Here is a 24,506-nt window from a genome sequence, read left to right on the forward strand (position 1 = left end):
ATGCCGCTGATCCTCGATCTCGAGAAGGAATATCGCAAGGCGCAGCAGGATCCCGCGTTCTGGGCGGAATTCGATGCGCTGATGAAGGATTTCGTCGGTCGCCCCAGCCCGCTCTACTTCGCGCCGCGCATGACGGACTATTTCCGGGCGCTCGCTCCCGCCGGCAAGGGCCCGAAGATCTACTTCAAGCGCGAAGAGCTGAACCACACCGGCGCGCACAAGATCAATAACTGCATCGGCCAGATCCTGCTCGCGATCCGCATGGGCAAGACCAAGATCATCGCCGAAACCGGTGCGGGCCAGCACGGCGTCGCCACCGCCACCGTCGCCGCGCGCTTCGGCCTGCCCTGCAAGATCTTCATGGGCGCCAAGGACATCGAGCGCCAGAAGCCCAACGTGTTCCGCATGAAGCTGCTGGGCGCCGAAGTCGTCTCCTGCGAAAGCGGATCGCAGTCGCTGAAGGACTCGATGAACGACGCGCTGCGCTATTGGGTCGCGAACGTCCACGACACTTTCTACATCATCGGCACCGCCGCCGGCCCGCACCCCTACCCGGAACTGGTGCGCGATTTCCAGTCGATCATCGGCAAGGAAGCCCGCGAACAGATGCTGGAAAAGGAAGGCCGCCTGCCCGACATGCTGGTGGCGGCCGTGGGCGGCGGATCGAACGCGATCGGCCTGTTCCACCCCTTCCTCGACGATCCCGAAGTCCAGATGACCGGCATCGAGGCAGCGGGCCACGGCATCGACACCGACAAGCATGCCGCCTCGCTCACCGGCGGCAAGCCCGGCATCCTCCACGGCAACAAGACCTACCTGCTTCAGGACGATGACGGCCAGATCACCGAAGCGCACTCGATCTCGGCCGGGCTCGACTATCCGGGCCTCGGCCCGGAGCACTCCTGGCTGCACGAGAGCGGCCGCGTGAACTACGTGCCGATCACCGATACCCAGGCCCTGGAAGCGTTCCAGCTCTGCTGCGAACTGGAAGGCATCATCCCGGCGCTGGAAAGCGCGCACGCGCTGGCCGCGCTGCCGCAGCTGACGGCGGAAATGGACGAGGACAAGCTGCTCGTCGTCAACGTCTCGGGCCGAGGCGACAAGGACATCTTCACCGTCGCCGAAGCACTGGGCGTGGAGCTTTAAACCGATGACCCGCTTCGAAACCGCATTCGCCAAAGAAGTTAACGGAAAGAACCGGGCGGCACTCGTCTGCTTCATCACCGGGGGTGACGGCGACACGGCCGCCAATCTCGACGCGCTGGTCGAAGGCGGCGCCGACGTGATCGAGCTGGGCATGCCGTTCACCGATCCCATGGCCGACGGCCCGGCGATCCAGGAAGCGAACATCCGCAGCCTCGATTCCGGCACGAAGACCGCCGACATTTTCCGCATGGCCGGCGAATTCCGCGCCCGTCATCCGCAAGTGCCGCTGGTGCTGATGGGCTATGCCAACCCGATGATCGCGCGCGGTGCCGACTGGTTCGCGGATGAATGCGCGAAAGCCGGTGTCGACGGCGTGATCTGCGTGGATATCCCGCCCGAGGAAGACGCCGAACTCGGCCCGGCCTTGCGCGAAAAGAGCGTCTCGCTGATCCGCCTCGCCACGCCCACCACCGATGCAGCCCGTCTTCCGGCCGTGCTCGAAGGTTCCTCGGGTTTCCTCTACTACGTTTCGGTGGCCGGCGTCACCGGCATGCAGCAGGCGGCGCAGGGCTCGATCGAGGATGCCGTGGCCAGGCTCAAGGCCGCCAGTTCTATCCCGGTCGCGGTCGGCTTCGGCGTGCGCACGCCAGAGCAGGCCAGCGCGATCGCCAAAGTGGCGGACGGCGTGGTGGTCGGCTCGGCGCTGGTCGATCTGGTCAAGCAGCACGGCACCAGCGCGCCGGCGCATCTGCGCGCGCTGACTTCGGCGCTGGCGGAAGCGGTTCACGCCGCGCGCTGATCTCCCGAACATTCGCCATTGCGCAACGCGTGGCGACACAGCAATCCCGTGCATCGCGGCGGCCATTCCGGCTTGCCGCGATGTGCCTGTCCGGACGGTTGCCATGAAAGACTTCGCCACTTCCGAAGACCCGCGCGTTCAGGCCCAGCTCGACCGGCTAGCCGCGCTCTCGATCCCGCAGGGCCGCCTCGGCCTTGAGACGATCCAGGCGCTGCTCGAACGGCTGGGCGATCCGCACAAGCGCCTGCCGCCCACGTTCCACGTCGCCGGCACCAACGGCAAAGGATCGACCTGCACCTACTTGCGCTTCATGCTCGAAGCGCAGGGCCTGAAGGTCCACTCGGCCACCAAGCCGCATCTTGTGCGCTACAACGAACGCATCCGCCTCGGCGGCAAGCTGATCTCCGACGACATGCTGGCGGACCTCCTGGCCGAGGTTCTCGATGCAGGCGAGGATCTTTGCCCCAGCTTCTTCGAGGTGACGACGGCCGCGATCTTCCTCGCTTTCGCGCGCGAGCCTGCCGATGCCTGCGTGATCGAAGTGGGCCTTGGCGGACGTCTCGACGCCACCAACGTCATCGACCATCCGGCCGCCTGCGGCATCGTCACCCTCGGCATCGACCACGAAGCCTTCCTGCTGCGCCCCGAAGACGGCGCGCCCAAAGAACCGCTGGCCCGCATCGCCTTCGAGAAAGCGGGAATCGTTCGCGGCCCGGCGCCGATCGTCACACTGGCCTATCCGGAAAGCGCCATGCTCGAAATCGAGCGCGCCGCCCTTACGGCCGGAGCTTCGCTCCACGTGCGCGGGCGCGACTGGGACGCTGCGGTTGGTGATGTGATCGAATATTCGGACCGCCACGGCGAACTCGCGCTGCCGCTACCCCACCTGCCGGGCTTGCACCAGGCGGAGAACGCCGCGCTCGCCGTTGCCATCCTGCGCCATCAGGACCGGGTAGCGGTCTCTCCAGAAGCCATGGCCGAGGGAATCGGCGCTGCTCGATGGCCCGCGCGGCTCCAGCACCTTTCGGAAGGTCCGCTGACCCGCCGCGCAGGTGCGCGCGAGGTCTGGCTGGACGGCGGCCACAATCCCGACGCGGGCCTCGCTATCGCTCGCCATTTCAGTGGCCGGCGGCTTCACCTGGTGATCGGGATGCTGGCCAACAAGGATCCGCGCGCCCTTACCGCGCCTCTGGCACAAAGCATCGCCAGCATCCACGCCGTGCCGGTGCCAGGGCATGAGAGCCATGGCCCGGCCAGCTTCGGCCCGCAGGCACTGGCCGCCCAGAGTGTCGAAAGCGCGCTGGCCGCCCTTCCCGACGACGGCCTGCCCGTGCTTGTCGCCGGGTCGCTCTATCTTTCGGGCGTGGTTCTCCAGGCGAACGGCGAAGTTCCGGATTAGGCCTTCCTGCGCGCCACCCGCCACCATTCGAGCAGGCAGAGGACGATCGCGACCGTACCGATCCAGGTGACGAGCACGAACATCCGGTAGTACCCCTGCTCCTGGATGAACTGACCCAACGCGCCGCGTCCCAGCGTTCCGACCAGCAGCGTCAGCGACGACAGCAGGGCATATTGCACCGCGCTGTAACCCTTCGAGACGATGGACGAGAGCCAGGCGATATAGGCAGCCCCGGCGATGCCGGTGGCGAGGTTCTCCATGCCGATGGTGACCATCAACGTGCCGAGGCGGGGCTCGGCACCCATTCGTTCGACCAGCCAGGTTACGCCGAGCATGTCGCTGACCACGGCCATGCGGGCGCCGCCCAGGGCCAGGTCGGCATAGAGCAGGTTGGTGGCGGCGGCGAGAACGGCGCCCAGGGTAAGCGTCGCCATCCGCCCGATCATCGTGAGCAACGTGCCGCCCAGCGCCAGGCCGAGCACGATGGCGCCAACGCCGAAGAACTTCGAGGCGATGGCCACCTCGTCCTTGGTATACTTCAACTCGCCGAGATAGAACGGATAGGCGAATGTGCCCCAGATCGAATCGCAGATGCGGTAGGTCAGCACCAGCGCCAGGGCCAGCACGAGGCCCCAGCCCATGCGCCCGACCAGTTCGGTGAGCGGCAGGATCAGTGCGCGATAGAGGTGGTCCGCCGCGCGGGAGCCCGTGCCCTCGTGCGGTGCCGCTTCGACCAGAAGGTGCCGCCCGCTGCGTTGCAGATAGACGAGCACGGCGGCGATCGCGGCGGGCAGGATGATCGTGGCAATGACGATCAGCGGCCCGGTTTTCGCCACGAAGTCCACCGCATCCGGGCGCGCGCCGGGATCGCTGCCCAGCGAGCGCACCATGAACACGCCCACCGTCACCAGGGCCCAGCCCCATAGCAGGCCCACCAGCGCCAGCGCGATCGTGCGTACGCGCGGGCTGATCTGCCCTGCTTCCCGCAGTTCGAGCAGTTCGTCGCGATCTTCGGCGCTGGGTGCGGAAGCGTCGGCATCGGGTGCGAACAGGCAGATCACTCCGGCCACCACCAGGATGAGGCCCATGACCAGGAACACCGAAGTCCAGCCGATGCGCTCCGCCAGGATCAGCGCCAGCGCTCCGCCGACCAGCGCGGCGATGCGATAGCCCATCTGGAATACGGTGGAGAGCATGTCGATGGTCGCCACCTCGTCCGCGACGTCCACGCGCCAGGCGTCGATGGCGATGTCCTGCGTGGCCGATGCGAAAGCGCCGATCCCGGCGAGCAGCGAGAACAGCCCCAGCGCCGCGACCGGATCGAGCTGCGACAAAGTCACCAGAATGACGCCCAGCAGGACTTGCGCGGTGACGATCCACTGCTTGCGCCGGCCGAGGCGGCGCAGGCCGGGCAGGTCGATCCGGTCGAGCGCGGGCGACCAGAGGAACTTGAACGCATAGGCCAGCCCGATCAACGAGAACACGCCCATCGTCTCCAGGTCGACATGCGCGTCGGACAGCCAGGCGTAGAGCGTACCCAGAAGCAGCGAGTAAGGCAGACCCGCCGCGAATCCGAATACGGCCATGAAACCGGTCTTTCGATTGCCCAAAGCGCGAATCACCGTCCCCAAGCCGGGCTTCGGGGCAGCAGAGGCTTCAGACATCCAGTTTTCTCCAACGGTGACAGCTTCAGACAGACCGGGGCGACCGTAACGCGTGGTTTCCCGAAGGGAAGGCTGGATGAAGCGGCGATCAACAGGTATGGGCGGGCGAATGTCCAAACCTCCTTTCAAATCCGGCGGCCCGAAGCGGGGCGGCTCTTCCCGCGATGGCGGCTCCTCCCGTGGCCCGTCGCGCACCGGCTCCGGCACCGGTTCACGCTACGACTCAGGCGCTGGAGGTCGGCGCGGTGCCGATAAAACCGGGCGCGACGATCGCCGAGCCGAAGGCCCCGAACGTGGACGCGCCCCTCGCGACGGCCTGTCCCGCGATGCGCGTCCCGCGCGGGACGATCGCCCCACGCGCGCAGGCCGTGACGATCGACCCGCTCGCGGCGGGCGCGGTGATCGCGGCGAAATCTTCGGCCGAAACGAACGTCCCGTACGCGGCGAACGCCCCGTGCGTGGCGAACGTCCTGTGCGCGGTGAACGTGCCCGTGACGATGACCGACGCACGCGCGGCGAACGGCCCGTGCACGGCGAACGTACCCGTGACGAGCGACCCGCACGCGGCGAAGGTCCTGCACGCTCGGGCCCTGTACGCTCGGGCGGTGCAACGCGGGATCGCACGACTCGCCGGGGGCCCGGAGAATTTTCACCGCGTGGAGGCGACTATGCTCCTCGCGGCCCCCGCTCGCCGGACGCACGCCGATCGGAAGGGCGTTCCTTCGATGGCGATCGCCCCCGCCGCAAGCCGCCCCGCGCCGCGCCACAGGCCGCCGCTCCCACCCCCAAGACGCCGGGCATGCCCGAGCGCGAGGGCGAACGCATCGCCAAGCTGCTTGCGCGAGCGGGCGTGGCCAGCCGTCGCGAGGCCGAGCGCCTGATCATCGAAGGCCGCGTCAAGCTGGGCGAGGACGTTATCGAGACGCCCTCTACCGTGCTGCCCAACCTCAGGGGCGTGACCGTGGACGGCAATCCGGTGCGCGACGCGGAGGAAACCCGGCTCTTCATCTTCCACAAGCCGTCGGGGCTTCTGACTGCGGAACGTGACCCGGCCGGCCGGCCGACGATCTACACCGCCTTGCGCAATGCCCTGCCCGAAGGCAGCGGCCGGGTGATGCCGATCGGCCGTCTCGACCTCAATACCGAGGGACTGCTGCTCCTGACCAACGACGGCGAGTTCAAGCGTCAGCTCGAACTTCCCGCCACCGGCGTTCCTCGGACCTATCGTGCGCGCACCTTCGGCGACATCACGCAGGCCCAGCTTGAGGATCTGATCGAAGGCATCGAGATCGAGGGCGTGGTCTACGGCAAGATCGATGCCAATATGGAGCGCCGCACCGGGCGCAACCAGTGGATCGAAATGACCCTGACCGAAGGCAAGAACCGCGAAGTCCGCCGAGTGCTGGAACACCTGGGCCTTCAGGTCAGCCGCCTGATCCGCGTCTCCTACGGACCGTTCCGCCTGCTGGACCTGCCCAAGGGCATGGCCGTCGAAGTCTCCCCGCGCGAGCTGGACAACTTCCGTCGCACCCTGCCGGACGCGCAATCGTGAAGGGAGCGCCCACGAAGGCCGGTTTGCGTATCGTCGCCGGAGAATGGCGCGGTCGCAAGCTGGCCGCCCCCGAAGGCGAAACAACCCGCCCAACCGCCGATCGCACGCGCGAGACATTGTTCTCGATGCTGGCGAGCCGGCTGGGGAGTTTCGAGGGGCTGAAGGTCGCCGATCTCTTCGCTGGGTCTGGCGCGCTCGGGCTGGAAGCGCTGTCGCGCGGCGCCGCACATTGCCTTTTCGTGGATCAGGATCCGGCGGCGATCCGCGCAATCCGTGCGAACATCGCGAATTTGCACGCCCAGCCTGTCAGCGACGTCCGCGCCGGTTCGGTCCTGTCACTTGGCCCGGCAAAAGCCGTGCTGGACCTGGTGCTGCTCGACCCGCCCTATGATACCGGCGCGGGGTCGGTGGCGATCGACAAGCTCGCGCGTCTTGGCTGGATCGGCGAGCAGACCTGGGTCTGCCTGGAAACAGGACGTACCGAATCAGTCTCTATCCGCGGCTTCGAAGTGGAAAGCTCGCGAGACATCGGCAAGGCCCGCCTGCACATTCTTCGCCGCACGGCCGAATAAGCGGATCAGGATGGACGGAACGTCGTCCCGGACGCGGTCCGGAACGACGTTCCGTTCGAACTATTTGCCGCCACGGTTGCGGCAGTTGTCCTTCACCGTCTTACTGCAAACCGGATAGTCCTTGTTCATCGCGGTTGCCGGGGGCGGTGTCATGGCACCCTTGTAGGGGCCGCCCTGGTAGGTCTGATCGGCGGGAATTGCCGGGCGAACCGCCTGATCGGCCGATTGCGGATCCGGAACGCCCGTCGTCGGCATGCCTTCGCCCGGAGGATTGGCCTGGGTCGATGGGGTCGTGGGCGTCTTGCCGGCCATTTGCTGGGCGATCGAATTCCAGGCGATCGCCTGTTGCTCCGGCGTCATCTTGTAGATCTGGCCGCGCTGGTCGGGGGTGAGTGCCCAATAGCCTTTCTGCTGCGGTGCCGAGAGGCTCCAGTAATAGGCCTGATATTCGGGCGTCCACGAATCGTAGTCCGCTTTCTGCGCGGCAGGCCAGGTATCGTACTGCGCCTTCTGATCGGGCGTCATCGATGCCGGCGTCATCGGCCTGGCAGGCGGCGGCGGCGGTTCGGGTGGCGCGCCGGGCGGTGGAGGAGCCGGCATTTCGGCGGCGGGTGGCTCAGCGGCGGGCGGCGGGGCACCCATGGAGTCTTGTGCCTGGATGACGGACGGCAATCCGATCAGGCAAAAGGCCGCCGCGCCCGTAAGGAGATATTTGCGCATGTCACACTCTCCTGTCTTTTATCTTTTGTTTTCTCCGTGACAACGCGACTCCCAGACCGGGAGATTGTTCCGGGGCTGCGACGAACCGGCCTTGCGCCGCGACGCTCCGTTCCCTAGATGTTCGCGGGTGAACGATCTGCAATCCTCCCTGCCCGACGACCCCCAGGACCCTCTGCTGGAAGGGCTGAATCCGCCCCAGCGCGAGGCGGTCCTGACCACCGAAGGGCCGGTGCTGATGCTGGCGGGCGCCGGCACGGGGAAGACGGCGGCGCTCACGCGCAGGCTGGCCCATCTGGTGCGCAGCCGACGGGCCTGGCCCAGCGAAATCCTTTGCGTAACTTTCACCAACAAGGCCGCGCGGGAGATGCGCGAGCGCGTGGGACACCTGATCGGTCCGGCCGTAGAGGGCATGCCCTGGCTCGGCACGTTCCACGCCATCGCCGCCAAGATGCTGCGGCGGCATGCCGAACTGGTGGGTCTCCAGCCCAACTATACGATCATCGACACGGACGATCAGTTGCGCCTGCTCAAGCAGCTTATCCAGGCCGAAGGGCTGGACGAGAAGCGCTGGCCCGCCCGCCAGCTTGCGGGTTGCATAGACCGCTGGAAGAACCGCGGCCTCAACCCCGCCGACCTCGATGCCGGTGAGAACGAGGCCTATGCCAATGGGCGGGGGCAGAAGTTCTACCAGCTCTACCAGGATCGCCTGAAAGCCGTGAACGCCTGCGATTTCGGTGATCTCCTGCTGCACATGCTGAATATCCTGCGCAACCATCGGGAAGTGCTCGAACAGTACCAGCAGCGCTTTAAATACGTCATGGTGGACGAATATCAGGACACCAACCAGGTCCAGTACCTGTGGCTGCGGCTGATCGCGCAGGAGCGCAAGAACATCTGCGTGGTGGGAGACGACGACCAGTCGATCTATTCCTGGCGCGGGGCCGAAGTGGCCAACATCCTCAAGTTCGAAAAGGACTTCCCCGGCGCCAAGGTGATCCGGCTGGAGCAGAACTATCGATCCACGCCGCAGATTCTGGCCGCCGCCTCCGGGCTGATCGGGGAGAACACGCAGCGCCTCGGCAAGACGCTGTGGACCGAGCGTCACCCCGGTGACAAAGTCCGCGTCATCGGCGTCTGGGACGCGCCTGAAGAGGCGCGCCGCGTGGGCGACGACATAGAGCGGCTGGAACGCGAAGGCGCCCCGCTCGACCAGATCGCCATTCTCGTGCGCGCCCAGTACCAGACCCGCGAGTTCGAAGACCGTTTCATCTCGATCGGCATGAAGTACCGCATCGTCGGCGGCTTCCGCTTCTACGAGCGGGCCGAAATCCGCGACGCCCTCGCCTACTTGCGCGTGATCGCACAACCGGCGGACGATCTCGCGTTCGAGCGTATCTACAATGCCCCCAAGCGCGGTCTGGGCGCCAAGGCGCTGGAAGCACTGCATACGCTTGCCCGGCGGCGCGGCATTCCCCTCGCCATGGCCGCGATCGAGATCGCCGACACCGACGAACTGCCTGCCCGCGCCCGCAACACCTTCCTGGCGCTGATGCGCGATTTCGCGCGCTGGCGTGACCTGTCGGGCACGGAAAACCCGGCGGACCTTCTGCGCACCGTGCTCGACGAGAGCGGCTATACCGATGCGCTCCAGGCCGAAAAGACGCCCGAGGCGAGCGGTCGGCTGGAAAACCTGGTCGAGCTTGCGCGCGCCATGGAGGAATACGAAACGCTGGGCGACTTCCTCGAACATGTCAGCCTGGTCATGGACAACGACGCGGCATCCGACGAGGAAAAGGTCACGATCATGACCATGCACGCGGCCAAGGGGCTGGAGTTCGAACACGTGTTCCTGCCGGGCTGGGAGGAAGGCGTGTTTCCCTCGCAGCGAGCAATGGACGAAGGCGGGCTCGCCAGCCTGGAGGAAGAACGCCGGCTCGCCTATGTCGCCATCACGCGGGCGCGGCGCAAGTGCACGATCCTCCACGCCGCCAACCGCCGCATCTACGGCCAATGGACCAGCTCCATCCCCTCGCGCTTCATCGCCGAACTTCCGGACGATCACGTGGAGAGCGAAACTACGCTCTCGGGCGGCGCCTCGTTGTGGCGGGCGCAGTGGACCGAAATGGCCGATCCTTTCGCCGAAGTCGCCCGCGCCCAGCCGGCACGCACGGTCACGCGCGGTCCGGGTTGGCAACGCGCCGCCGCGCGTGAATTCGATCCGACTCCGCGCAAGATCGCCGAATCGACCCGCAGCGCCGCCAGCTTCGCCGCCAAGCCCCGCACCGATGTGGAGATCGGCAGCCGCGTCTTCCACGAGAAGTTCGGCTACGGCGCCGTGCTTTCGCAGGAGGGGAACAAGCTGGAGATCGACTTCGAACAGGCCGGGCGCAAGCGGGTGCTCGACAGTTTCGTCAAGCCGGCCTGACGCCCGCTATAGTCCTGCCTTGGCCGGAGCGGCCCTGATCTGCCCGATCCAAGGATCAGGCCCGAACCTCGCCATTCCATCCGGCGCAAAGTCCAGGATCTCTTCGCCATCGCCGGAGCGCGCCTGCCATGCGGGCAGCTTGCCGCCATTCGGATTCCCGGTGCGGGCGAAGTTCACGAGATAGGCGCTGATCGTGCGGCCCATCGCATTGTCGCGATCGCTGGTTTTGGCCGCGTACTTCACGGCCTGCGTGTCGAAGAAAAACGGTATGTCGGTGGCGTGCCCCGCTCCCTTGCCCCTTCCCGTGCCCGATGCGAGCGCCGAAGCCACGTAGGAAAAGCGATACTCGTAGACCGGTACACCGGCCTCCGCGATCAGAGCGGCAAGCTGGCGTGCTCCGGCGACCATGCCGCCGCTCACCCCGCCGATATCGTCGCTGGTGGCGCCGATCATTATCGGAACGCGATGAAAGTGCTTCGTTTCATAGGCTTTCCGCTGATCCACCGCCACGCGTCCATCGGCAAACGGGCTGGCGAAGTTGCGGGGCTGGCCGGTTGGCGTGAAAAGAGCCGCGAGATTGAGCCCATCGGTAACCTGCTCAGGCGTCAGCGCGCGCAACTTGGCCAGGGCCTGCGGATCATCGCAAGCGATGCCTTTGCCGTCGGCAAACCGAACGCCGATCGCTTCGGCAGCCGCCAGGTCGGGATCGCCAAGGCTCGTCCCGTTCCCGCCCGACATCACCACCGCCTTGGCGAACAGGCCATCCGCTTCGGGCGAGGTCACCAGGTTGTGCACGGACATGCCGCCCGCGCTTTCGCCGATGATCGTGACATTGTCCGGATCGCCTCCGAACGCAGCGATGTTGCGCTTCACCCAGCGCAAGGCGGCAAGCTGGTCCATGTAACCGTAGTTTCCGGTCAATCCGCCATCCTCGGCGGCGCGCGTCAGGGCCGGGTGTGCGAAAGTGCCGAAGCGGCCGACCCGGTAATTGAAGCTGACGAAAAGCACGCCCTGCCGCGCCAGTTCCGCGCCCGAATAAGTCGGCGGCGAAGCGCCTCCATTCACGAAGCCCCCGCCATAGATCCACGCCACGACCGGCAGCTTCGCCTTTGCCCCGGCCGGGCGCCAGACATTGGCATAGAGACAGTCCTCGGCGGGCGGGGTGCCCAGCGGTGCGGCATCGCCGTCGAAGGGTTTCTGCATGCAGTCATGCCCGTAGGCCGTGGCCGCCTTCGTTCCCTGCCAGGACACGACGGGCTGAGGCGCCCGCCAGCGCAGGGCACCAACCGGCGGGGCGGCGAAGGGAATGCCCTTCCAGCTTGCCACGCCGTTTTCAACCGAACCCGCAAGTTGCCCGCCTTCGACGCGCACTTGCGTTCCTGCATCAGCCACGACGGCGCAGGAAGCGGTAAGCATGCCGCCTAGAGCCAGTATGTGCATGATCTTCATGGAAACCCCGCTGTCGATACGCTTCGAGCGGCGGTTCTGGCACGCCGCCACGCGCATAGGCAAGCGGCATCATGCGCCGGACGATCGGCGCGATTTTCCGAAAAATGAAGGTGGAGCCGAGCCAGCGATGGAGCGCTGGGCTCGGCGGCCGGTCGTCAGGCCAGCGCCGAAACGTGCAGGAACTCGGGAACGGGGCCATTCCAGCCATCGTCGGCAGGTTCCGGCTCGCGGCGGCGGGAACGGCTGCCTTCGGAACGACGCTCGCGCCGCTGTTCCTCACCCCGGCTTTCACGACGAGGTGCCCGCTTCTCGGCGACGGCCTCGGCAACGGCGGGCTGCTCTTCGCGAGTTGCCGGCTCCGCACGGGTACGCTCGCGCTTTTCGCGGCGCGGTTTTTCTTCCCTGGCCGGCGCCTCGACAGCGCCTTCGCTCGGCATCTGATAGACGGGAATCTTGCCGCCGGTCAGCTTCTCGACATTATCGATCGCCTCGGCATCTTCCGGCGCGACGAACGTAAAGGCCCGGCCGGAAGCGCCGCCACGGCCGGTACGACCGATGCGGTGCACGTAATCGTCCGGGTGCCAGGGCGTGTCGAAGTTGAAGACGTGGCTCACGCCCTTCACGTCGAGCCCGCGGGCGGCAACGTCAGACGCGACCAGGATGTTGATCGAACCGTCCTTGAAGCGCTGCAATTCGGCCAGGCGGGCGGGCTGGTCCATGTCGCCATGGATTTCCCCGGCGGCAAAACCATGCTGCTTCAGGCTCTTGGCCAGTTCGCGAACGGTGGTCTTGCGGTTGGCGAAGACGATCGCGGTCGAAACCTCGTCGTTACGCAGCAGGTGGCGCAGAACTTCGCGCTTCTTGCGGCTTTGCACCGCGACCTTGTGCTGGACGATGTTGGTGTTCGTGGTCGCCGGGCGCGCAACCTCGAGATATTTCGGATTCGACAGGAACCGATCCGCCAGCTTCTTGATCACCGGCGGCATCGTCGCGGAGAACAGCAGCGTCTGCCGATTGGTGGGCAGCTTCGCGCAGATCGTCTCGATATCGGGAATGAAGCCCATGTCGAGCATGCGGTCCGCCTCGTCGATGACGAGCAGTTCGCAGCCGGTCAGCAGGATCTTGCCGCGTTCGAACAAGTCCATCAGGCGACCCGGCGTGGCGATCAATACGTCCACGCCTTCCTGCAAGGCCTTGACCTGATCGCCCATCTGCACGCCGCCGATCAGCAGCGCCATCTTCAGGTCGTGGTTCTTGCCGTACTTCTCGAAGTTCTCGGCGACCTGCGCCGCAAGTTCGCGCGTCGGTTCGAGAATGAGGGAGCGCGGCATCAGCGCGCGGCGGCGGCCATGCGCCAGAATGTCGATCATCGGCAGCACGAAGCTGGCCGTCTTGCCGGTGCCGGTCTGGGCGATGCCGATCAGATCCTTCATCATCAGGACCGGCGGGATGGCTTGTGCCTGGATGGGAGTCGGCTCGCTGTAGCCAGCGGTTTCCACCGCTTGCAGCAATTCGTCAGACAGGCCGAGATCGGCAAAGTTCATAGACAGACAGGTCTCATAGGCAGGAAGCTTGCGAAAATGCGCGGGTACTTCGATAATCCGGGGTACTTCGATTACGTCGCGGCGCGGCAGCGAACTTCCGAATCAACGGATTCGCGCGCATGCCGATAGTACACCTGCGCGCCGCCTAGGCGGGAACTGCCGCAGAAGTCAAGGAAATCCACCCAAGACGGCCCGAAACCCAGGTTTGAGCATGATCCTCAAGGCGCGCGGAGTGATAAAACCGTTCTTGCGCCTACCTAACGGCCGGCCGCCACGAGCTGACGTATGCGCGTGAGCTTGCAACTCGTTCCGCTTCGCGACAGCAGTTCGTCGCGATCGATGCAAAGCTGTCCGTCTGCGGTACGGGAAAGCAGAAATCCCGAATAGAAGGCCCCTGCCCGGCAGCCCCGCTCCAGCTCGGCGCCGACGACGCGCCGATCGCGCATGAACAGCAAGAGCCTTGCCTGGCCGTCGGGTTGGACACCGGCGATCCCCGACATGGGCAGGCATTTGCCGATCTTGCGCTCTGAATAGCGTGGCCTTTCACCCCCGCCGCCCGGCATTCCGACCAGCATGTCCGGCGGCGCGGGCATCTGCGCGCGCGGACTGATCCGGATCGTCATGCGCTGCTCGATCCTCACCTGCCATGCAGCATCCGGCTCCACATGCTCGAAAGCCTGGACGGCAAACGGCCAGGCACTTGGTGAGGCAGGCACTTCGTCGGGCCAGGCATAGCCCTGCACCTCGACGGCCGGGGAAGCCACCTGTGCTTCCGCGCGGTCCTGCTGCTTCGTGCGAGCGCCGTCCCCCAGGCCCACCGCGGGTAGCAGCAGCGTGAAAGGATAGAGCAGTACGGAAGCGAGATTCATGAAAAGGACCGGTCCTCGGGCGCGCGCGTCAGGCCGCCATAGAGCAAGAGCTTGAACCAGCGCTTAACTCGACGCAACGCAAGACCTGATCGATATCTTCCGAAGAGTGCTGGTGAATCCTTCTCGCGCCTGTGTCATATCGCGGCGATGACCAATACCGACACCTTTCTCGCCGAAGCCGCGGACCTGCTCGGCCCGCGTGGATTGACGACCGATGCGGACCTGCTGGCGCCCTGGCTCACCGACTGGCGCGGTCGCTATACGGGGCGCGCCCTGGCCTTGGCATCGCCCGCCGATGTGACGGAAGCTTCGGAGATCGTGCGGCTCTGCGCGAAGCACGGCGTGCCGATCGTTCCGCAAGGCGGCAACAGCGGCATGTCCGGAGGCGCGACGCCGGACGTCAGCGGAGCGGCAATCCTGCTTTCGCTGCGGCGCATGAATGCGATTCGCGCCCTCGATGAAGAGGCCCGGCAGGTCACTTGCGAGGCCGGAGTGGTGCTCCAGACCCTCCATGACGCGGCGGAAGCCAGGAATTTGCGCTTCCCGCTCTCGCTCGGAGGCAAAGGCTCCGCCACGGTGGGAGGACTGATCTCCACCAATGCGGGGGGCACGCAAGTCCTGCGTCACGGCTCGATGCGGGCACTGGTCCTTGGGCTGGAAGCGGTTCTGGCCGACGGCCAGGTCTTCTCGATGCTCACCCCGCTGAAGAAAGACAATCGCGGCTTCGACCTCAAGCAGTTGCTGATCGGATCCGAAGGCACCATGGGCGTGATCACCGCGGCCACGCTGGCACTGCTGCCGGCGGTCGCGGAGCGCGTCGTGATCTGGGCCGGCGTGCCGTCGCTTGGCGCGGCGCGCAAACTGCTCCTCCACTGCGAGGCCTTGGCCGGAGAAGCGCTGGAAGGTTTCGAAGTTCTCCCTCAGGCATGCCTCGAAGCCGTGCTCGATCACCTGCCGGACGCCCGGGCGCCGCTGGCCGATGCGCATGCCTGGCATGTGCTGATCGAAGTGGTTGCGGACCGTTCGACGGCATCGACGTTGCGCGATCGCTGCGAGGCGATGATGGCCGAGGCCTTCGAGGCCGAACTGGTCGAGGACGCCGCGATGTCCGCCAGCGAAAGCCAGGCAGAGGCCATGTGGCTGCTGCGCGAATCGATCTCCCCCGCCGAACGCGCCCGCGGCCCCGCCGTGCAGCACGACATTTCGGTTCCGGTCGAGAAAATGCCGGACTTCGTGGAAACGACGATCCCGATGATCGAGGCGAAATGGCCCGGCACCGAAGCCATCGCCTTCGGCCATCTCGGCGACGGCAACGTGCACTACCATGTCATTGCCCCCAGCGTGAGCGATGGCCCGGCCTGGCAGGCGAGCGAAGGCAAGGCGATCAGCCGCTACGTGCACGACCTCGTGACCGAATGGGGCGGCTCGATCTCGGCCGAACATGGCATCGGCCAGCTGAAGCGGGACGAACTGGCGCGACTGGGAGATCCGGTGGCACTGTCGATGTTGCGGGCCGTGAAGAATGCGCTCGATCCCCAAGGCATCTTCAATCCCGGCAAGCTCGTCTGAGCGCGCATTTCGGCGCGCCGCAGCGTGCCGAAACAGGATCGGACGGCTGGACAAGCCCGACTCGCCCGATATCCCCGTTTCGGCAGGGCAGCGTGCTTGCTTCCGCCGCACGCAGCCCTTAAAGCGGCGCCTTCGAAAATTCCTGTCTTGCGGAGAGTATCGCAATGGCCACCGCGCCGCAGAATCCTGCCCTTCCCCTGTTCTACAAGGATCTCGTGCCGCTGAATTCGCAGCAGCATGCAACTTGGAAGACCCGCTCCACCGACAAGGCGACCTGGCTCGTCGGCGTGAATTCGATTCCGCTGACGGTCGAGGAATTCCCGCAGGCCCAGCGCAATTTCCCGATCATCTTCACCGCTGGCGAGAACCCGGTCCCGCTCGTGCTCATGGGCATGAACGAAGGCGTGAACGTCTACGTCGACGAGGACGGCACCGTGAACACGCCGGTCTATATCCCGGCTTACGCCCGTCGTTATCCCTTCATGCTGGCGCGCCTGCGTCCGGATGCCGAGGAACTGTCGCTCTGCATCGACCCCACCAGCGACCTCGTTGGTGAAGGCGATGACGGCCAAGCCCTGTTCGACGGCACCGAGCCTACCGAGGCCACCACGAACATGCTCAAGTTCTGCGAGAACTTCGAGATCGCCGGCACCAAGACCGCCAACTTCATGGCGGAACTGGCCAAGCACAACCTGCTGATGGACGGCGAACTGAACATCGACATCGGCACCGGCCAGCCCTTCACCTACCGTGGCTTCCAGATGGTCGACGAGACCAAGCTGCGCGAAGTGCGCGGCGATGTCCTGCGCCAGTGGAACCAGAACGGCATGCTGCCCCTGATCTACGCGCACCTCTTCTCGCTCGATCTGGTTCGCGAGATTTTCGGCCGCCAGGTTTCCCAGGGCAAGGGCCCGCAGGTTCTTCCCGCAGCCTGATCAGATGACTCATGGAGCGGGTGTTTATGACATATTTGTCACATGCCCGCTCCATTATGCAGCAGCACTCGAACGCGCTCTTGCAAAACATATGTTGTCTGCCCCATTCTAGGGGTTGAATGTGCGATCAGGCTTGCTATGTTAGGGCTACCTGATCGGCGCTACCCTCATGGCCCGGTTGGGTTTGGTGCACATCGTGCACCTCCTCCCTGAACCTTGGCCACCTCGCGCATTGCGCGAGGTGGTTTTTTAATGCCTCCCCGGCACGCCGATCTCTGTGAGACGAGCCACCGGCAAGGCAGTCCCAAAAGCTATTCGGCGGCTTGCGCCCAGCCCTTCCCGCCAGGTTCCTGGGCGAGTTCGCAAACGGTCGCGGCCAGGCGGCGGACAAGGCCGGCCAGAAGATCCACGATCGCCTCCATCCCCGGCCCCGGTTCGACGAGACGCGAATCGAGGTAGCTGCTGCGGTCGATCTCCAATTGCATCGCATGGATCGATTCGGCCGGATTGCCATGCCTGTCGAGCACATATCCTCCTGCGTAGGGACGGTTATGGGCCGCCTCCCAACCATTGGCCGTGAAATGCGAAAAGGCGCCCGCCACCAGGCTGCCGCGGCAACTCGCACCGAACCGATCGCCCACGACGAATCTGGCAGGCTCGCATCCCGGACGGGCTGCCAGCGGCGGCATCGAATGGAGATCGAGCAGCAATGCTGCTCCCCAGCGTTCACGCAGGACGCCAAGGGCCTGGGCAAGCGCGGCGTGATACGGCTCGTGCACATTGTCGAGCCTGGCCTGGAGATCAACACGCTCCAGGCGCCCCCGCCAGATCTCGCCGACACCCGGAAGGCGGCGCGGAACGAGCCCCAATCCGCTGCGCACCCGGCGGCTCGGCAATGCACGCTGGCCCTCCGGCCGGGAGGCACGACTGAACATCTCCCAATCGATGTCGTCCGGCGATCGATTGAGGTCGATCATGGCACGCGGAGCCTGCGCGAACAGCAAGGGCGCCCCCGTTTCCCTGGCAACCCCCTTCGCGACGCGATCGACAAAGCGATCCTCCAGCCGCAAGGCCGTCGTCTCCGGTTGCTTCATTGTCTGGAGCAAAGCCGGCGGATAGGCACGCCCGGCATGAGGAGCCGCGATCAGGACGGGTATGGCGGACGGCGCGGAAGCCGAAAGGACGAAGGCGGGAATGCCGGCAGAGCCCGGAATCAGCCCCCCGGCGCCTTGTTGCGAATCACTATCGCCGCTCGGATCGATCATGAGGCGAAGCTGGCCGTTTCCCCAATCGCTGTCAAAGCGTCCCGTTCCCGGTCAGTCGCTATTCCAGACGAGAATTTTAACCAGACACGGGTTAAAACTTGGCGCATGAGAGCGTGCTACACGCCCGAGCATACGAATATGGTCATGAATCTGGATATGAAAACGCGATGATCCGCATCCTGCTTGCCGAAGACGACCAGGCCATGCGCACTTATCTTGCCCGCGCCCTCGAAAACGCGGGCTATGACGTGCTGGCCGTCGATCGCGGAACCGAGGCCCTACCCTATCTGGAAGCGCAGCATTTCGATCTGCTGCTTTCGGACATCGTCATGCCCGAGATGGACGGCATCGAGCTGGCTCAGCGCTGCGCCGAAATTTCGCCCGCAACCAAAGTCATGTTCATCACCGGCTTTGCCGCCGTCTCCCTGCGCGCAAGCAGGGAAGCCCCCCATGCCAAGGTTCTGTCGAAACCTTTCCATCTGCGGGATATCGTTTTGGAAGTTCAGCGCGTTTTCGGACTTTCGGAGCATGCGCGGCTCTGAAATCGCTATCCACAGAGCTGCCCACAGCCATGTGAAACTTTTTTGAAAAAACCGGTTGCCAATATCCGGCCTCACCGTTAGAGGCCCACTCCACCGAGCGGCACTACGGCGCCGCAACGGACCGACCGAATGGTGTGGGCGTATAGCTCAGTGGTAGAGCACTATGTTGACATCGTAGGGGTCGCAAGTTCAATCCTTGCTACGCCCACCATTCGGAAGTCCTCCTAAAAGCTGGATTTCACCTGCCTCGCCTAAGCGCGAAGCACAGCGACATTCTCATGTTTTTGCGTGAGTTTTGCGTGAAGCGCCGGACCAGCCATCCTCGTCAGATCTGAAACCACGTCGTTGATCCCGTCTCGCACCGTCGCGAGATAGTCTGGGTCGAACACGATGTAGTGCCCCGAGGTCTTCTTGATGGCCCGGTGTCCCAGCGCGATTTCCAACTCGACCAGATCCACGCGGCGGTTCGCCAAGATGCTCGCCATGGAGTGGCGCAGCAGCTTCGGCCCCCACCCTGCCGGGATACCAATCTGCTCCCGCGCCGAGTCCCAAGCCGAGCGTACCGCCGCGACCTTGTACTGAGTCGTGACGTCCTTCTGCAGCTTGGCGTCGAACGCGGTTCGCTCGTTGCAGACGAACCAGTCATCCGTTGCCAGCAGCCACGAGTGCATCAGATCCACCACGGGGAGGATCGGACGGACCTTACGCGTCTGAATGCGGCCAGCCTGGTTGAGGAACAACCGTCGCTCATCCTGCATCCATTGCTCCCGCTCCGGCTGGACGCTCAGGTCGAAAATCGCGTCTGGCCGCGCGAGAGTGCAAATCGCCGCGATCAGGTACCTGCGGAGGGGTAGGAGCCTGTCGGCGTGCCCGGCGTAGTTCCCAGCCCCCTGCATCGTGTAGTCGAGCAGCTCGCCGATCGCTTCCACCGACAGGCGGAACGTCCGCGGCGAAGTGACCTGCTCGCGCGTCTTGTGCCGCAGGGGCGGGACATACCGGGTCCGGCGCTCCTTGAAGGCATAGTTCAGCGCCGCCTTGAGCTTGATGACGCTCTCCTCGACCGTAGACGCTGACCGAGGCCGCGACTTGCCGTCGATCCAGTTGCCCTTGGCATCCTTCTTCTTCGCGACAATCGGATCGGCGACGCCCCATTTGCGGAAGCGCGTCAGCAGCTTGTCGTCCAAGTGATCCGGCATAATCGGCGCCGCCAGGCGGCCAGCCGTCTGCTCGATCTCGAAGAATCGGGTCAGCAGCTTGAACTGGGCCTTCGTGGCGGGCGCGCTCGGCAGGTGCTGGCCGTGCTCGATCCAGTAATCCGCGATAGCGTCCTCGACGCCGTAAGCTTCTTGCTCGGCGACGGTCGGGCGATGGCTGGCGAGGAAATGCTCATCGAGCTTGTCGCAGGCTAGCCGAACATCCGACGTGCGCGTGCTGCGCCGCTGCTGGCGCCCTGCGGCGGTGTCGTACCACCAGATGTAGAACCGGTCGCTGGCCGGCTTCCCATCCGCCCCGCGGACGTAGTCGAGCCAGAAGGGCCCTCGTTGGTAGACACCACCTTTAACCGTCGACACCGCGCCTGTTCCTCCAATGCTTGTGCCTTCGCCTTCGCCACGTTGCTGAGCATCCCCAGCGTGGCGAGAAGGTCGAGATCGTCTGCGGAGAGCTTCACCCCTCCCCTGTTGCTCACTGCCCGCGAGAGCTTCCGGTCGAGCTTGACCAGCGATTCGCAGGACGTTTCCTCATGCTGGATCATGCCGCCTCTTTCGCCTCGATGATGTGGATGGTCATTCGCTCACCTTCCGGAAGCGCGGCGCCCCATCCTCGTTGGTCGAGGTCCATGACTTGGGGTCATCCCGGAGCTGACGGGTGAAAAGGCCGAATTCGCAGGGGTAGAGCGGGCGATAGACAACATCGAGCTTGTCGGTGATCGCATTCCAGGCCCCGCCCTCGATGAGGTACTGCCTCCCGGAGGTGGTGTGCTCCCAAGTCTCACCTTTCACAGGGATCTTCATGCCGCCTTCTCCTGGGCCCGTTGTTCTCGGTGCGCGAGCCAGTGCGGACGTAGGACGTCCTCGCAGAACGGGCGCCACACCTCATCCCAGAAGCGGACCATGCCCGGATGGTCCCGCATGACGGACGGGTCAGAGCAGTCCAGGCGAGCACTCCAAGCGCTGTCGCGGTAGAGATCGCGCACCAGGCCATCACAGTCGTTGTCTGCTTCCGCTTCCACCAGCGCGTCCCAAAGCTCGCGGGCCTCCTCGTCATCAATGGCTCGGCAGCGCCTATCGCTGAGGACCTCTCGCTTCAGAGACAGCACTGTCGCGTCGAAATCCGCGATTCGGTACGGCTGGCGAGCGGCCTTCCCCATGAAATAGTCGAAGTGCAAGTCGTAGAGGAAAGCATGAAGGCTTTCCTTGCCGCGCCCGTAGGCGGGCCAGCCGTAGCTGAACGTACCGAACCCGCCTTCGATCATCAGGTGCCCGGTGCGCTCATCGATCAGTATGAAGTGATAATCGGGCCAGCTGCGGATCTCGCCGTCCTCCAGGCTTTGGAGGTGGCGATCCCCGGAGCGAACCTCGTAGGCCTTCGGGCCCTCCACCGATTGGCAAGTGGTGTGCAGTCCAAGCGCAAGCCCGCTCATGCGAGTTCGCCTTCCAGATCTGCAATGTGGTCGTAGACGTTGACCATCGAGGCGGGGTCGATCGGGGCGTATTCCTCGCGCTCCTCGTCCCAGTCGCCGCAAAACGGGTTCTCCGCGACACTGGTCCACCAGAAGCCGAGAGCCGGCACGTCCGGCTGGAAGTGCAGCAGCGCCACGAGGCGCGCCCAGTGGTGCGGCGGAGTCCCGCCAAATGCCTCCGTGATGTCGTCCGCCAAGCGAGGGAAATCGCCTGACTTCACGTAAAACCGCGTGAAGGTCAGGCAGAACACGACGCGCTCCGCGCGAGACAGCCGGGGGTCGTGCTGCAGATCCCAAAGGCGCCCGCCCTCCGCGCCGTTCAACATCGCGACATCGTATTCGTGACGCTTCTCGCCATATCGATCCCACACAAGGTCCCAGGCATACATTCCCCCGAGCCAGCTATTCCCGAGCTCCAGAAGGCATTCGGCAGCTCCGGTCTCGGGAGATACGGAGAGGATGGTAAAAACGGTCATGAGTTGAAGGCCTTCCGGCAGGCGTGGAACTTGTCGTCGAGCTTCGGGAACAGCGTATCGACGTCGCCGTCCTGCTCTTCGATGCGGGTCAGGACCGGCTGGCCGTCGAAGAGGTCCGCCGAGATCGCGTCGATCTTGCTGGCCGCCTGCGCCATGGCCGCGCGGGCCGTGACCGCCGAGACGCGGACGCTGTACGCCTCGACCACGTAGACCTTGCCTTGGGGCATGCCGAGGTCGTGCCTGACGCAGAGGCCTACCGCCTCCTTGCCCTGATACAGCTCCCAGCCCTTCTTCGCCTTGCGCCACACCAGCTCGACCGGCGGCGACAGAGGGTCGAAGTCTTCGAACTCGATCCCGAATCGGTATGCGAGCGCGCGGGCGGCGCGGCTGGACATGCGGGTCCGGTCCTGGAATTCTGCCAGCGTCCAGCCTTCCAACTTCGCGCTCTGCATGTAGACGGCGGCCTGAGCCTCCGGGAGGGCGATGCCCGCGCGGGCGCGCACCTGATCGGCCGAAATCGCATTATCAAGCATATCCGAACCTCCTCATGATGGTCTCGACCTGCTGGAGAGGCAGGCCGTAGGAGCGGGAGAGGCTGGCCGCGACCACGCCCACGGGGCGGCTGGCCAGATAGGTGTTGAGCGCACTCTCGCGCTGGCGGAGCAGGGCAGCTTCCTTGCGAGTCATGCTGCCCTCCGCGATTCTTGGAACGTCGGCTCAAGGTGCCCCCGACCGAGCGCGGCGGTGATGTTGAGCTTGCCCGCCTCGACGAGAGCGAGCTGCTCCTCGAAGGACTTCGGGCGCCGGGCCTCGGCCTTCTCCGCATCGCCGATGCGCTTGCGCCAGATGGCCTTTGCATCGTCGAAGCCGTGCTCGCGCAGCAGCTCGCGGAACTCGAACATCGCGGCCTTGCCCTGCGGCGGCCAGTGCGGCTGGACGAAGCGACCGGCGCGGACACGACCAGGCCGTTCTGGCGGAGGGAGGGTCTCGCCCTGATCTCGCAGCTCAGCCGCTATCGCGTCGCGCAGCTTGTAGGCGCTGCATGTTCCGATCGCGACCATGCCAGCCGCTCGCGCCACCGGGACGCGGTCCAGCACGAGATGCCGGAAGGCCTCCCGCTGCTCCGGGGTGATGAAACGGCTGCTCTCGGCCTGGGTGCGCCGGGCGCCCGAGGCGTCGCAGCCGGGCAAGACCTCGCACTTGCGCTTCAGTCGCTTGATGAGACGATTGCGGATGCGGGTGCAGCTCGTCTTCGAGACCCCGCTGCGCTCTGAGACCTTGAGCGTCCCCAGCCCCTTTAAGAACAGAGCCTCGACCTCGGCGCGCTTGGCCTTGCCCAGCTTCGCACCGGGATAGGCCTCGCCGCCTCCCGGCGGCGGGAGCATTGCCTTGCCGCGCGCCAGCAGATCCGCGTTGTACCGGCGGCGCTGTTCCGCGACGCATGCCGCAGACACGCCGAGGCGCAGCTGGATATCGACGCCCTTGAGGCCCTTCTTCAGGGCATAGCGCACCCGCTCCTTGCCCTGATCGGTGAGGCGACCATGCGCGTCCCGCTCGGCTGGGGTGTAGCCGCGCCGGGTGCAAAGAGCGATGAGCACCGCATTGCATGCGCTGGCCTCGGCCACGCCGAACTGCGCACCGATACGAGCGAATGACCAGCCCTCGACCTCGCGGAGCCGAATCGCTTCTTCCAGAGCGGCGCCTGAAAGGCGGGGCTTGGGTGCATCGGCGGCATTGCCGGACCGGAGACCCAGCTTGCTCGCCTTGACGTAAATCGAATGCCAGGACCGGCCCGGCAGGGCGTCAGCGACCTCGATCCCGCGTTCCGGGTACTGCCCGCGCAGGATCGCCAGCTCCGACGCCGTCCAGCGCGGGGTGCGATGCGCGCTCATGCCAGCACCTGGCGCGGCTGGCCCGTGGCCGTGACGGGTGACAGGGCGCCGTGCTCGCCGCACCCGGCGCCGGTGCGCGTGCCGTCCGCGCTGGTGAAGTCCTGCCAGTGGACCCAGCCGTGCTCACAGGCGAATCCCCACTCGCGGACCTTCAGCCCAGTTATGAAGAGGGAGATCGCCTCCTCGCCGGGGATCACCTCCAGTCGGTGCAGCGCGTCAGCCGGGCGTGAGACGACGTCCCCAGCCTTGCGGAGGAACTTGCCCTCGGGGGTATGCTCCCAATAGCTGCCGAACAGGAGATAGCTCATGTTCGACCAGGGATGATCGTGCATCGCGCGATCGTCGTCGCTCTTGAGGATGCGGTGCAGGTAGACGTTCGCGTTCTCGTTGCGCGGGACGACCCACCAGCGGCGCATGTAGTCCTCGCCGATGGTGACGTCCTGCTGCCGCGCCATGATGGTTTGCGCCCAGGCCTGCATGTCTGGGAGTGAAGCGTAATCGAGCTTCATGCCACGGCCTCCCCACCCGCAGTACCGGTGGCGATGACCTTGGTGCGAGCACAGGAGTCAATGACAACTTTGTAAGATTGTGCTGCTGTTGATCTACTATAATTACTGCTTAACTTCTGCGGGCTTAGCCTCATCGAAAATAAACGTGGTCGCAAATGCACACTATTGTTCAGACACACGGAGAGGCCGGCACCATGGATATCGAAATTAAAGGACGGGTAGAGAACCTGGAGCGCGCCGCCCTCGAATTCGAAGGCGCGGGGTTCGCAGTTCGGCATCTTCTTGCACATCTGCTCTCGCGGCTCGACCGCGACGAGGCTGAAGAGTGCCTTCGCGAAATGCAAAGCACGGGCCGGAAGCATGGTTTGGAGCTGGGTGAAAGTAGATTGACCGGATACCTGGATGAGTTGGACGCGATCAAGGCAGCTTCGACGATCGACGGAAGTAAGGCGCTGCCGCCCCTGCGGGCAGTAGGCTGAGAGAGCAATCGAACGGGTGG

24 protein-coding genes and 1 tRNA gene are annotated in these 24,506 nt (G+C 65.2%); 11 read left to right on the forward strand and 14 right to left on the reverse strand.

Annotated features, from left to right (window positions below; all coding sequences use genetic code 11):
• From trpB to RT424_RS02540, 3 genes are all read left to right on the forward strand, one after another.
• Positions 1–1,146: tryptophan synthase subunit beta (gene trpB / locus RT424_RS02530; RefSeq protein WP_313434292.1), on the forward strand; the 1,146-nt coding region annotated here is incomplete at its 5' end.
• Between the two features lie 4 nt (positions 1,147–1,150).
• Entirely contained in the window at positions 1,151–1,945 is a 795-nt protein-coding gene (gene trpA, locus RT424_RS02535; protein WP_313434293.1) for a tryptophan synthase subunit alpha, read from the forward strand.
• Between the two features lie 103 nt (positions 1,946–2,048).
• Positions 2,049–3,344, forward strand: coding sequence for a folylpolyglutamate synthase/dihydrofolate synthase family protein (locus RT424_RS02540; RefSeq protein ID WP_313434295.1), 1,296 nt, complete (start codon positions 2,049–2,051; stop codon positions 3,342–3,344).
• Here the strand turns inward: RT424_RS02540 and RT424_RS02545 are convergent.
• The gene (locus RT424_RS02545) at positions 3,341–5,008 is read right to left on the reverse strand and encodes an AmpG family muropeptide MFS transporter (protein ID WP_409521428.1); all 1,668 of its coding nucleotides are present in this window, start codon (positions 5,006–5,008) and stop codon (positions 3,341–3,343) included. The genes RT424_RS02540 and RT424_RS02545 overlap by 4 nt on opposite strands.
• A 109-nt stretch (positions 5,009–5,117) precedes the next feature.
• On the opposite strand from RT424_RS02545, the gene RT424_RS02555 reads away from it, so the two are divergent.
• Positions 5,118–6,560, forward strand: a complete 1,443-nt coding sequence (locus tag RT424_RS02555) for a pseudouridine synthase (RefSeq protein ID WP_409521429.1) — start codon at positions 5,118–5,120, stop codon at positions 6,558–6,560.
• Entirely contained in the window at positions 6,557–7,132 is a 576-nt protein-coding gene (rsmD, locus tag RT424_RS02560) for a 16S rRNA (guanine(966)-N(2))-methyltransferase RsmD (RefSeq protein ID WP_313434301.1), read from the forward strand. Before RT424_RS02555 ends, rsmD begins: the two co-directional genes overlap by 4 nt.
• 60 nt (positions 7,133–7,192) lie before the next feature.
• Here rsmD and RT424_RS02565 read toward each other — a convergent pair whose 3' ends face one another.
• Positions 7,193–7,852, reverse strand: a complete 660-nt coding sequence (locus RT424_RS02565; RefSeq protein ID WP_313434303.1) for a hypothetical protein — start codon at positions 7,850–7,852, stop codon at positions 7,193–7,195.
• Positions 7,853–7,979: 127 nt separating this feature from the next.
• Here RT424_RS02565 and RT424_RS02570 point away from each other — a divergent pair, with 127 nt between their 5' ends.
• A complete protein-coding gene (locus tag RT424_RS02570) occupies positions 7,980–10,277 on the forward strand; it encodes a UvrD-helicase domain-containing protein (RefSeq protein WP_313434305.1) in 2,298 nt (765 codons plus the stop codon).
• 6 nt (positions 10,278–10,283) lie between these two features.
• Here RT424_RS02570 and RT424_RS02575 read toward each other — a convergent pair whose 3' ends face one another.
• The 3 genes from RT424_RS02575 to RT424_RS02585 form a co-directional block, all read right to left on the reverse strand.
• Complete coding sequence (locus tag RT424_RS02575; RefSeq protein ID WP_313434399.1) at positions 10,284–11,693, reverse strand: carboxylesterase family protein; 1,410 nt, start codon at positions 11,691–11,693, stop codon at positions 10,284–10,286.
• A 188-nt stretch (positions 11,694–11,881) separates the two neighbouring features.
• The gene (locus RT424_RS02580; protein ID WP_313434307.1) at positions 11,882–13,270 is read right to left on the reverse strand and encodes a DEAD/DEAH box helicase; all 1,389 of its coding nucleotides are present in this window, start codon (positions 13,268–13,270) and stop codon (positions 11,882–11,884) included.
• Positions 13,271–13,527: 257 nt separating this feature from the next.
• On the reverse strand, positions 13,528–14,139 hold the full coding sequence (locus RT424_RS02585) for a hypothetical protein (RefSeq protein ID WP_313434308.1): 612 nt from the start codon (positions 14,137–14,139) through the stop codon (positions 13,528–13,530).
• A 147-nt stretch (positions 14,140–14,286) separates the two neighbouring features.
• Between RT424_RS02585 and RT424_RS02590 the strand changes: the two genes are divergently transcribed.
• Positions 14,287–15,708 carry an FAD-binding oxidoreductase gene (locus RT424_RS02590; protein WP_313434309.1) on the forward strand — a complete coding sequence of 474 codons (1,422 nt, stop codon included), beginning with the start codon at positions 14,287–14,289 and terminating at the stop codon, positions 15,706–15,708.
• A gap of 164 nt (positions 15,709–15,872) precedes the next feature.
• Entirely contained in the window at positions 15,873–16,643 is a 771-nt protein-coding gene (locus RT424_RS02595) for a SapC family protein (RefSeq protein WP_313434311.1), read from the forward strand.
• Between the two features lie 311 nt (positions 16,644–16,954).
• Here the strand turns inward: RT424_RS02595 and RT424_RS02600 are convergent, their stop codons facing one another.
• Entirely contained in the window at positions 16,955–17,908 is a 954-nt protein-coding gene (locus RT424_RS02600; RefSeq protein ID WP_313434313.1) for an N-formylglutamate amidohydrolase, read from the reverse strand.
• A gap of 167 nt (positions 17,909–18,075) precedes the next feature.
• On the opposite strand from RT424_RS02600, the gene cpdR reads away from it, so the two are divergent.
• Both cpdR and RT424_RS02610 read left to right on the forward strand, forming a co-directional pair.
• Positions 18,076–18,450: a cell cycle two-component system response regulator CpdR gene (gene cpdR, locus RT424_RS02605; protein ID WP_313434314.1), complete on the forward strand. Its 375-nt coding sequence runs from the start codon at positions 18,076–18,078 to the stop codon at positions 18,448–18,450.
• Positions 18,451–18,586: 136 nt separating this feature from the next.
• Positions 18,587–18,661, forward strand: a tRNA-Val gene (locus RT424_RS02610).
• A 40-nt stretch (positions 18,662–18,701) separates the two neighbouring features.
• Here RT424_RS02610 and RT424_RS02615 read toward each other — a convergent pair.
• From RT424_RS02615 to RT424_RS02650, 8 genes are all read right to left on the reverse strand, one after another.
• The gene (locus RT424_RS02615) at positions 18,702–20,021 is read right to left on the reverse strand and encodes a tyrosine-type recombinase/integrase (RefSeq protein ID WP_313434316.1); all 1,320 of its coding nucleotides are present in this window, start codon (positions 20,019–20,021) and stop codon (positions 18,702–18,704) included.
• Between the two features lie 213 nt (positions 20,022–20,234).
• The gene (locus RT424_RS02620; RefSeq protein WP_313434317.1) at positions 20,235–20,462 is read right to left on the reverse strand and encodes a hypothetical protein; all 228 of its coding nucleotides are present in this window, start codon (positions 20,460–20,462) and stop codon (positions 20,235–20,237) included.
• Positions 20,459–21,091 (reverse strand): hypothetical protein, encoded by a 633-nt coding sequence (locus tag RT424_RS02625; protein ID WP_313434318.1) that lies wholly within the window; start codon positions 21,089–21,091, stop codon positions 20,459–20,461. The genes RT424_RS02620 and RT424_RS02625 overlap by 4 nt, the downstream gene beginning before the upstream one ends.
• Positions 21,088–21,606 (reverse strand): hypothetical protein, encoded by a 519-nt coding sequence (locus RT424_RS02630; RefSeq protein ID WP_313434320.1) that lies wholly within the window; start codon positions 21,604–21,606, stop codon positions 21,088–21,090. The genes RT424_RS02625 and RT424_RS02630 overlap by 4 nt, the downstream gene beginning before the upstream one ends.
• Entirely contained in the window at positions 21,603–22,139 is a 537-nt protein-coding gene (locus RT424_RS02635) for a hypothetical protein (protein WP_313434321.1), read from the reverse strand. The genes RT424_RS02630 and RT424_RS02635 overlap by 4 nt, the downstream gene beginning before the upstream one ends.
• Positions 22,132–22,293, reverse strand: coding sequence for a hypothetical protein (locus RT424_RS02640; protein WP_313434322.1), 162 nt, complete (start codon positions 22,291–22,293; stop codon positions 22,132–22,134). The genes RT424_RS02635 and RT424_RS02640 overlap by 8 nt, the downstream gene beginning before the upstream one ends.
• Positions 22,290–23,498, reverse strand: a complete 1,209-nt coding sequence (locus tag RT424_RS02645) for a hypothetical protein (protein WP_313434323.1) — start codon at positions 23,496–23,498, stop codon at positions 22,290–22,292. Before RT424_RS02645 ends, RT424_RS02640 begins: the two co-directional genes overlap by 4 nt.
• Positions 23,495–24,007, reverse strand: coding sequence for a hypothetical protein (locus tag RT424_RS02650; RefSeq protein WP_313434324.1), 513 nt, complete (start codon positions 24,005–24,007; stop codon positions 23,495–23,497). The genes RT424_RS02645 and RT424_RS02650 overlap by 4 nt, the downstream gene beginning before the upstream one ends.
• Before the next feature lie 194 nt (positions 24,008–24,201).
• Between RT424_RS02650 and RT424_RS02655 the strand changes: the two genes are divergently transcribed.
• Positions 24,202–24,486: a hypothetical protein gene (locus RT424_RS02655; protein WP_313434326.1), complete on the forward strand. Its 285-nt coding sequence runs from the start codon at positions 24,202–24,204 to the stop codon at positions 24,484–24,486.
• Positions 24,487–24,506: the final 20 nt, after the last annotated feature.

The organism is Novosphingobium sp., from assembly GCF_032093395.1.
Lineage (GTDB): Bacteria > Pseudomonadota > Alphaproteobacteria > Sphingomonadales > Sphingomonadaceae > Novosphingobium.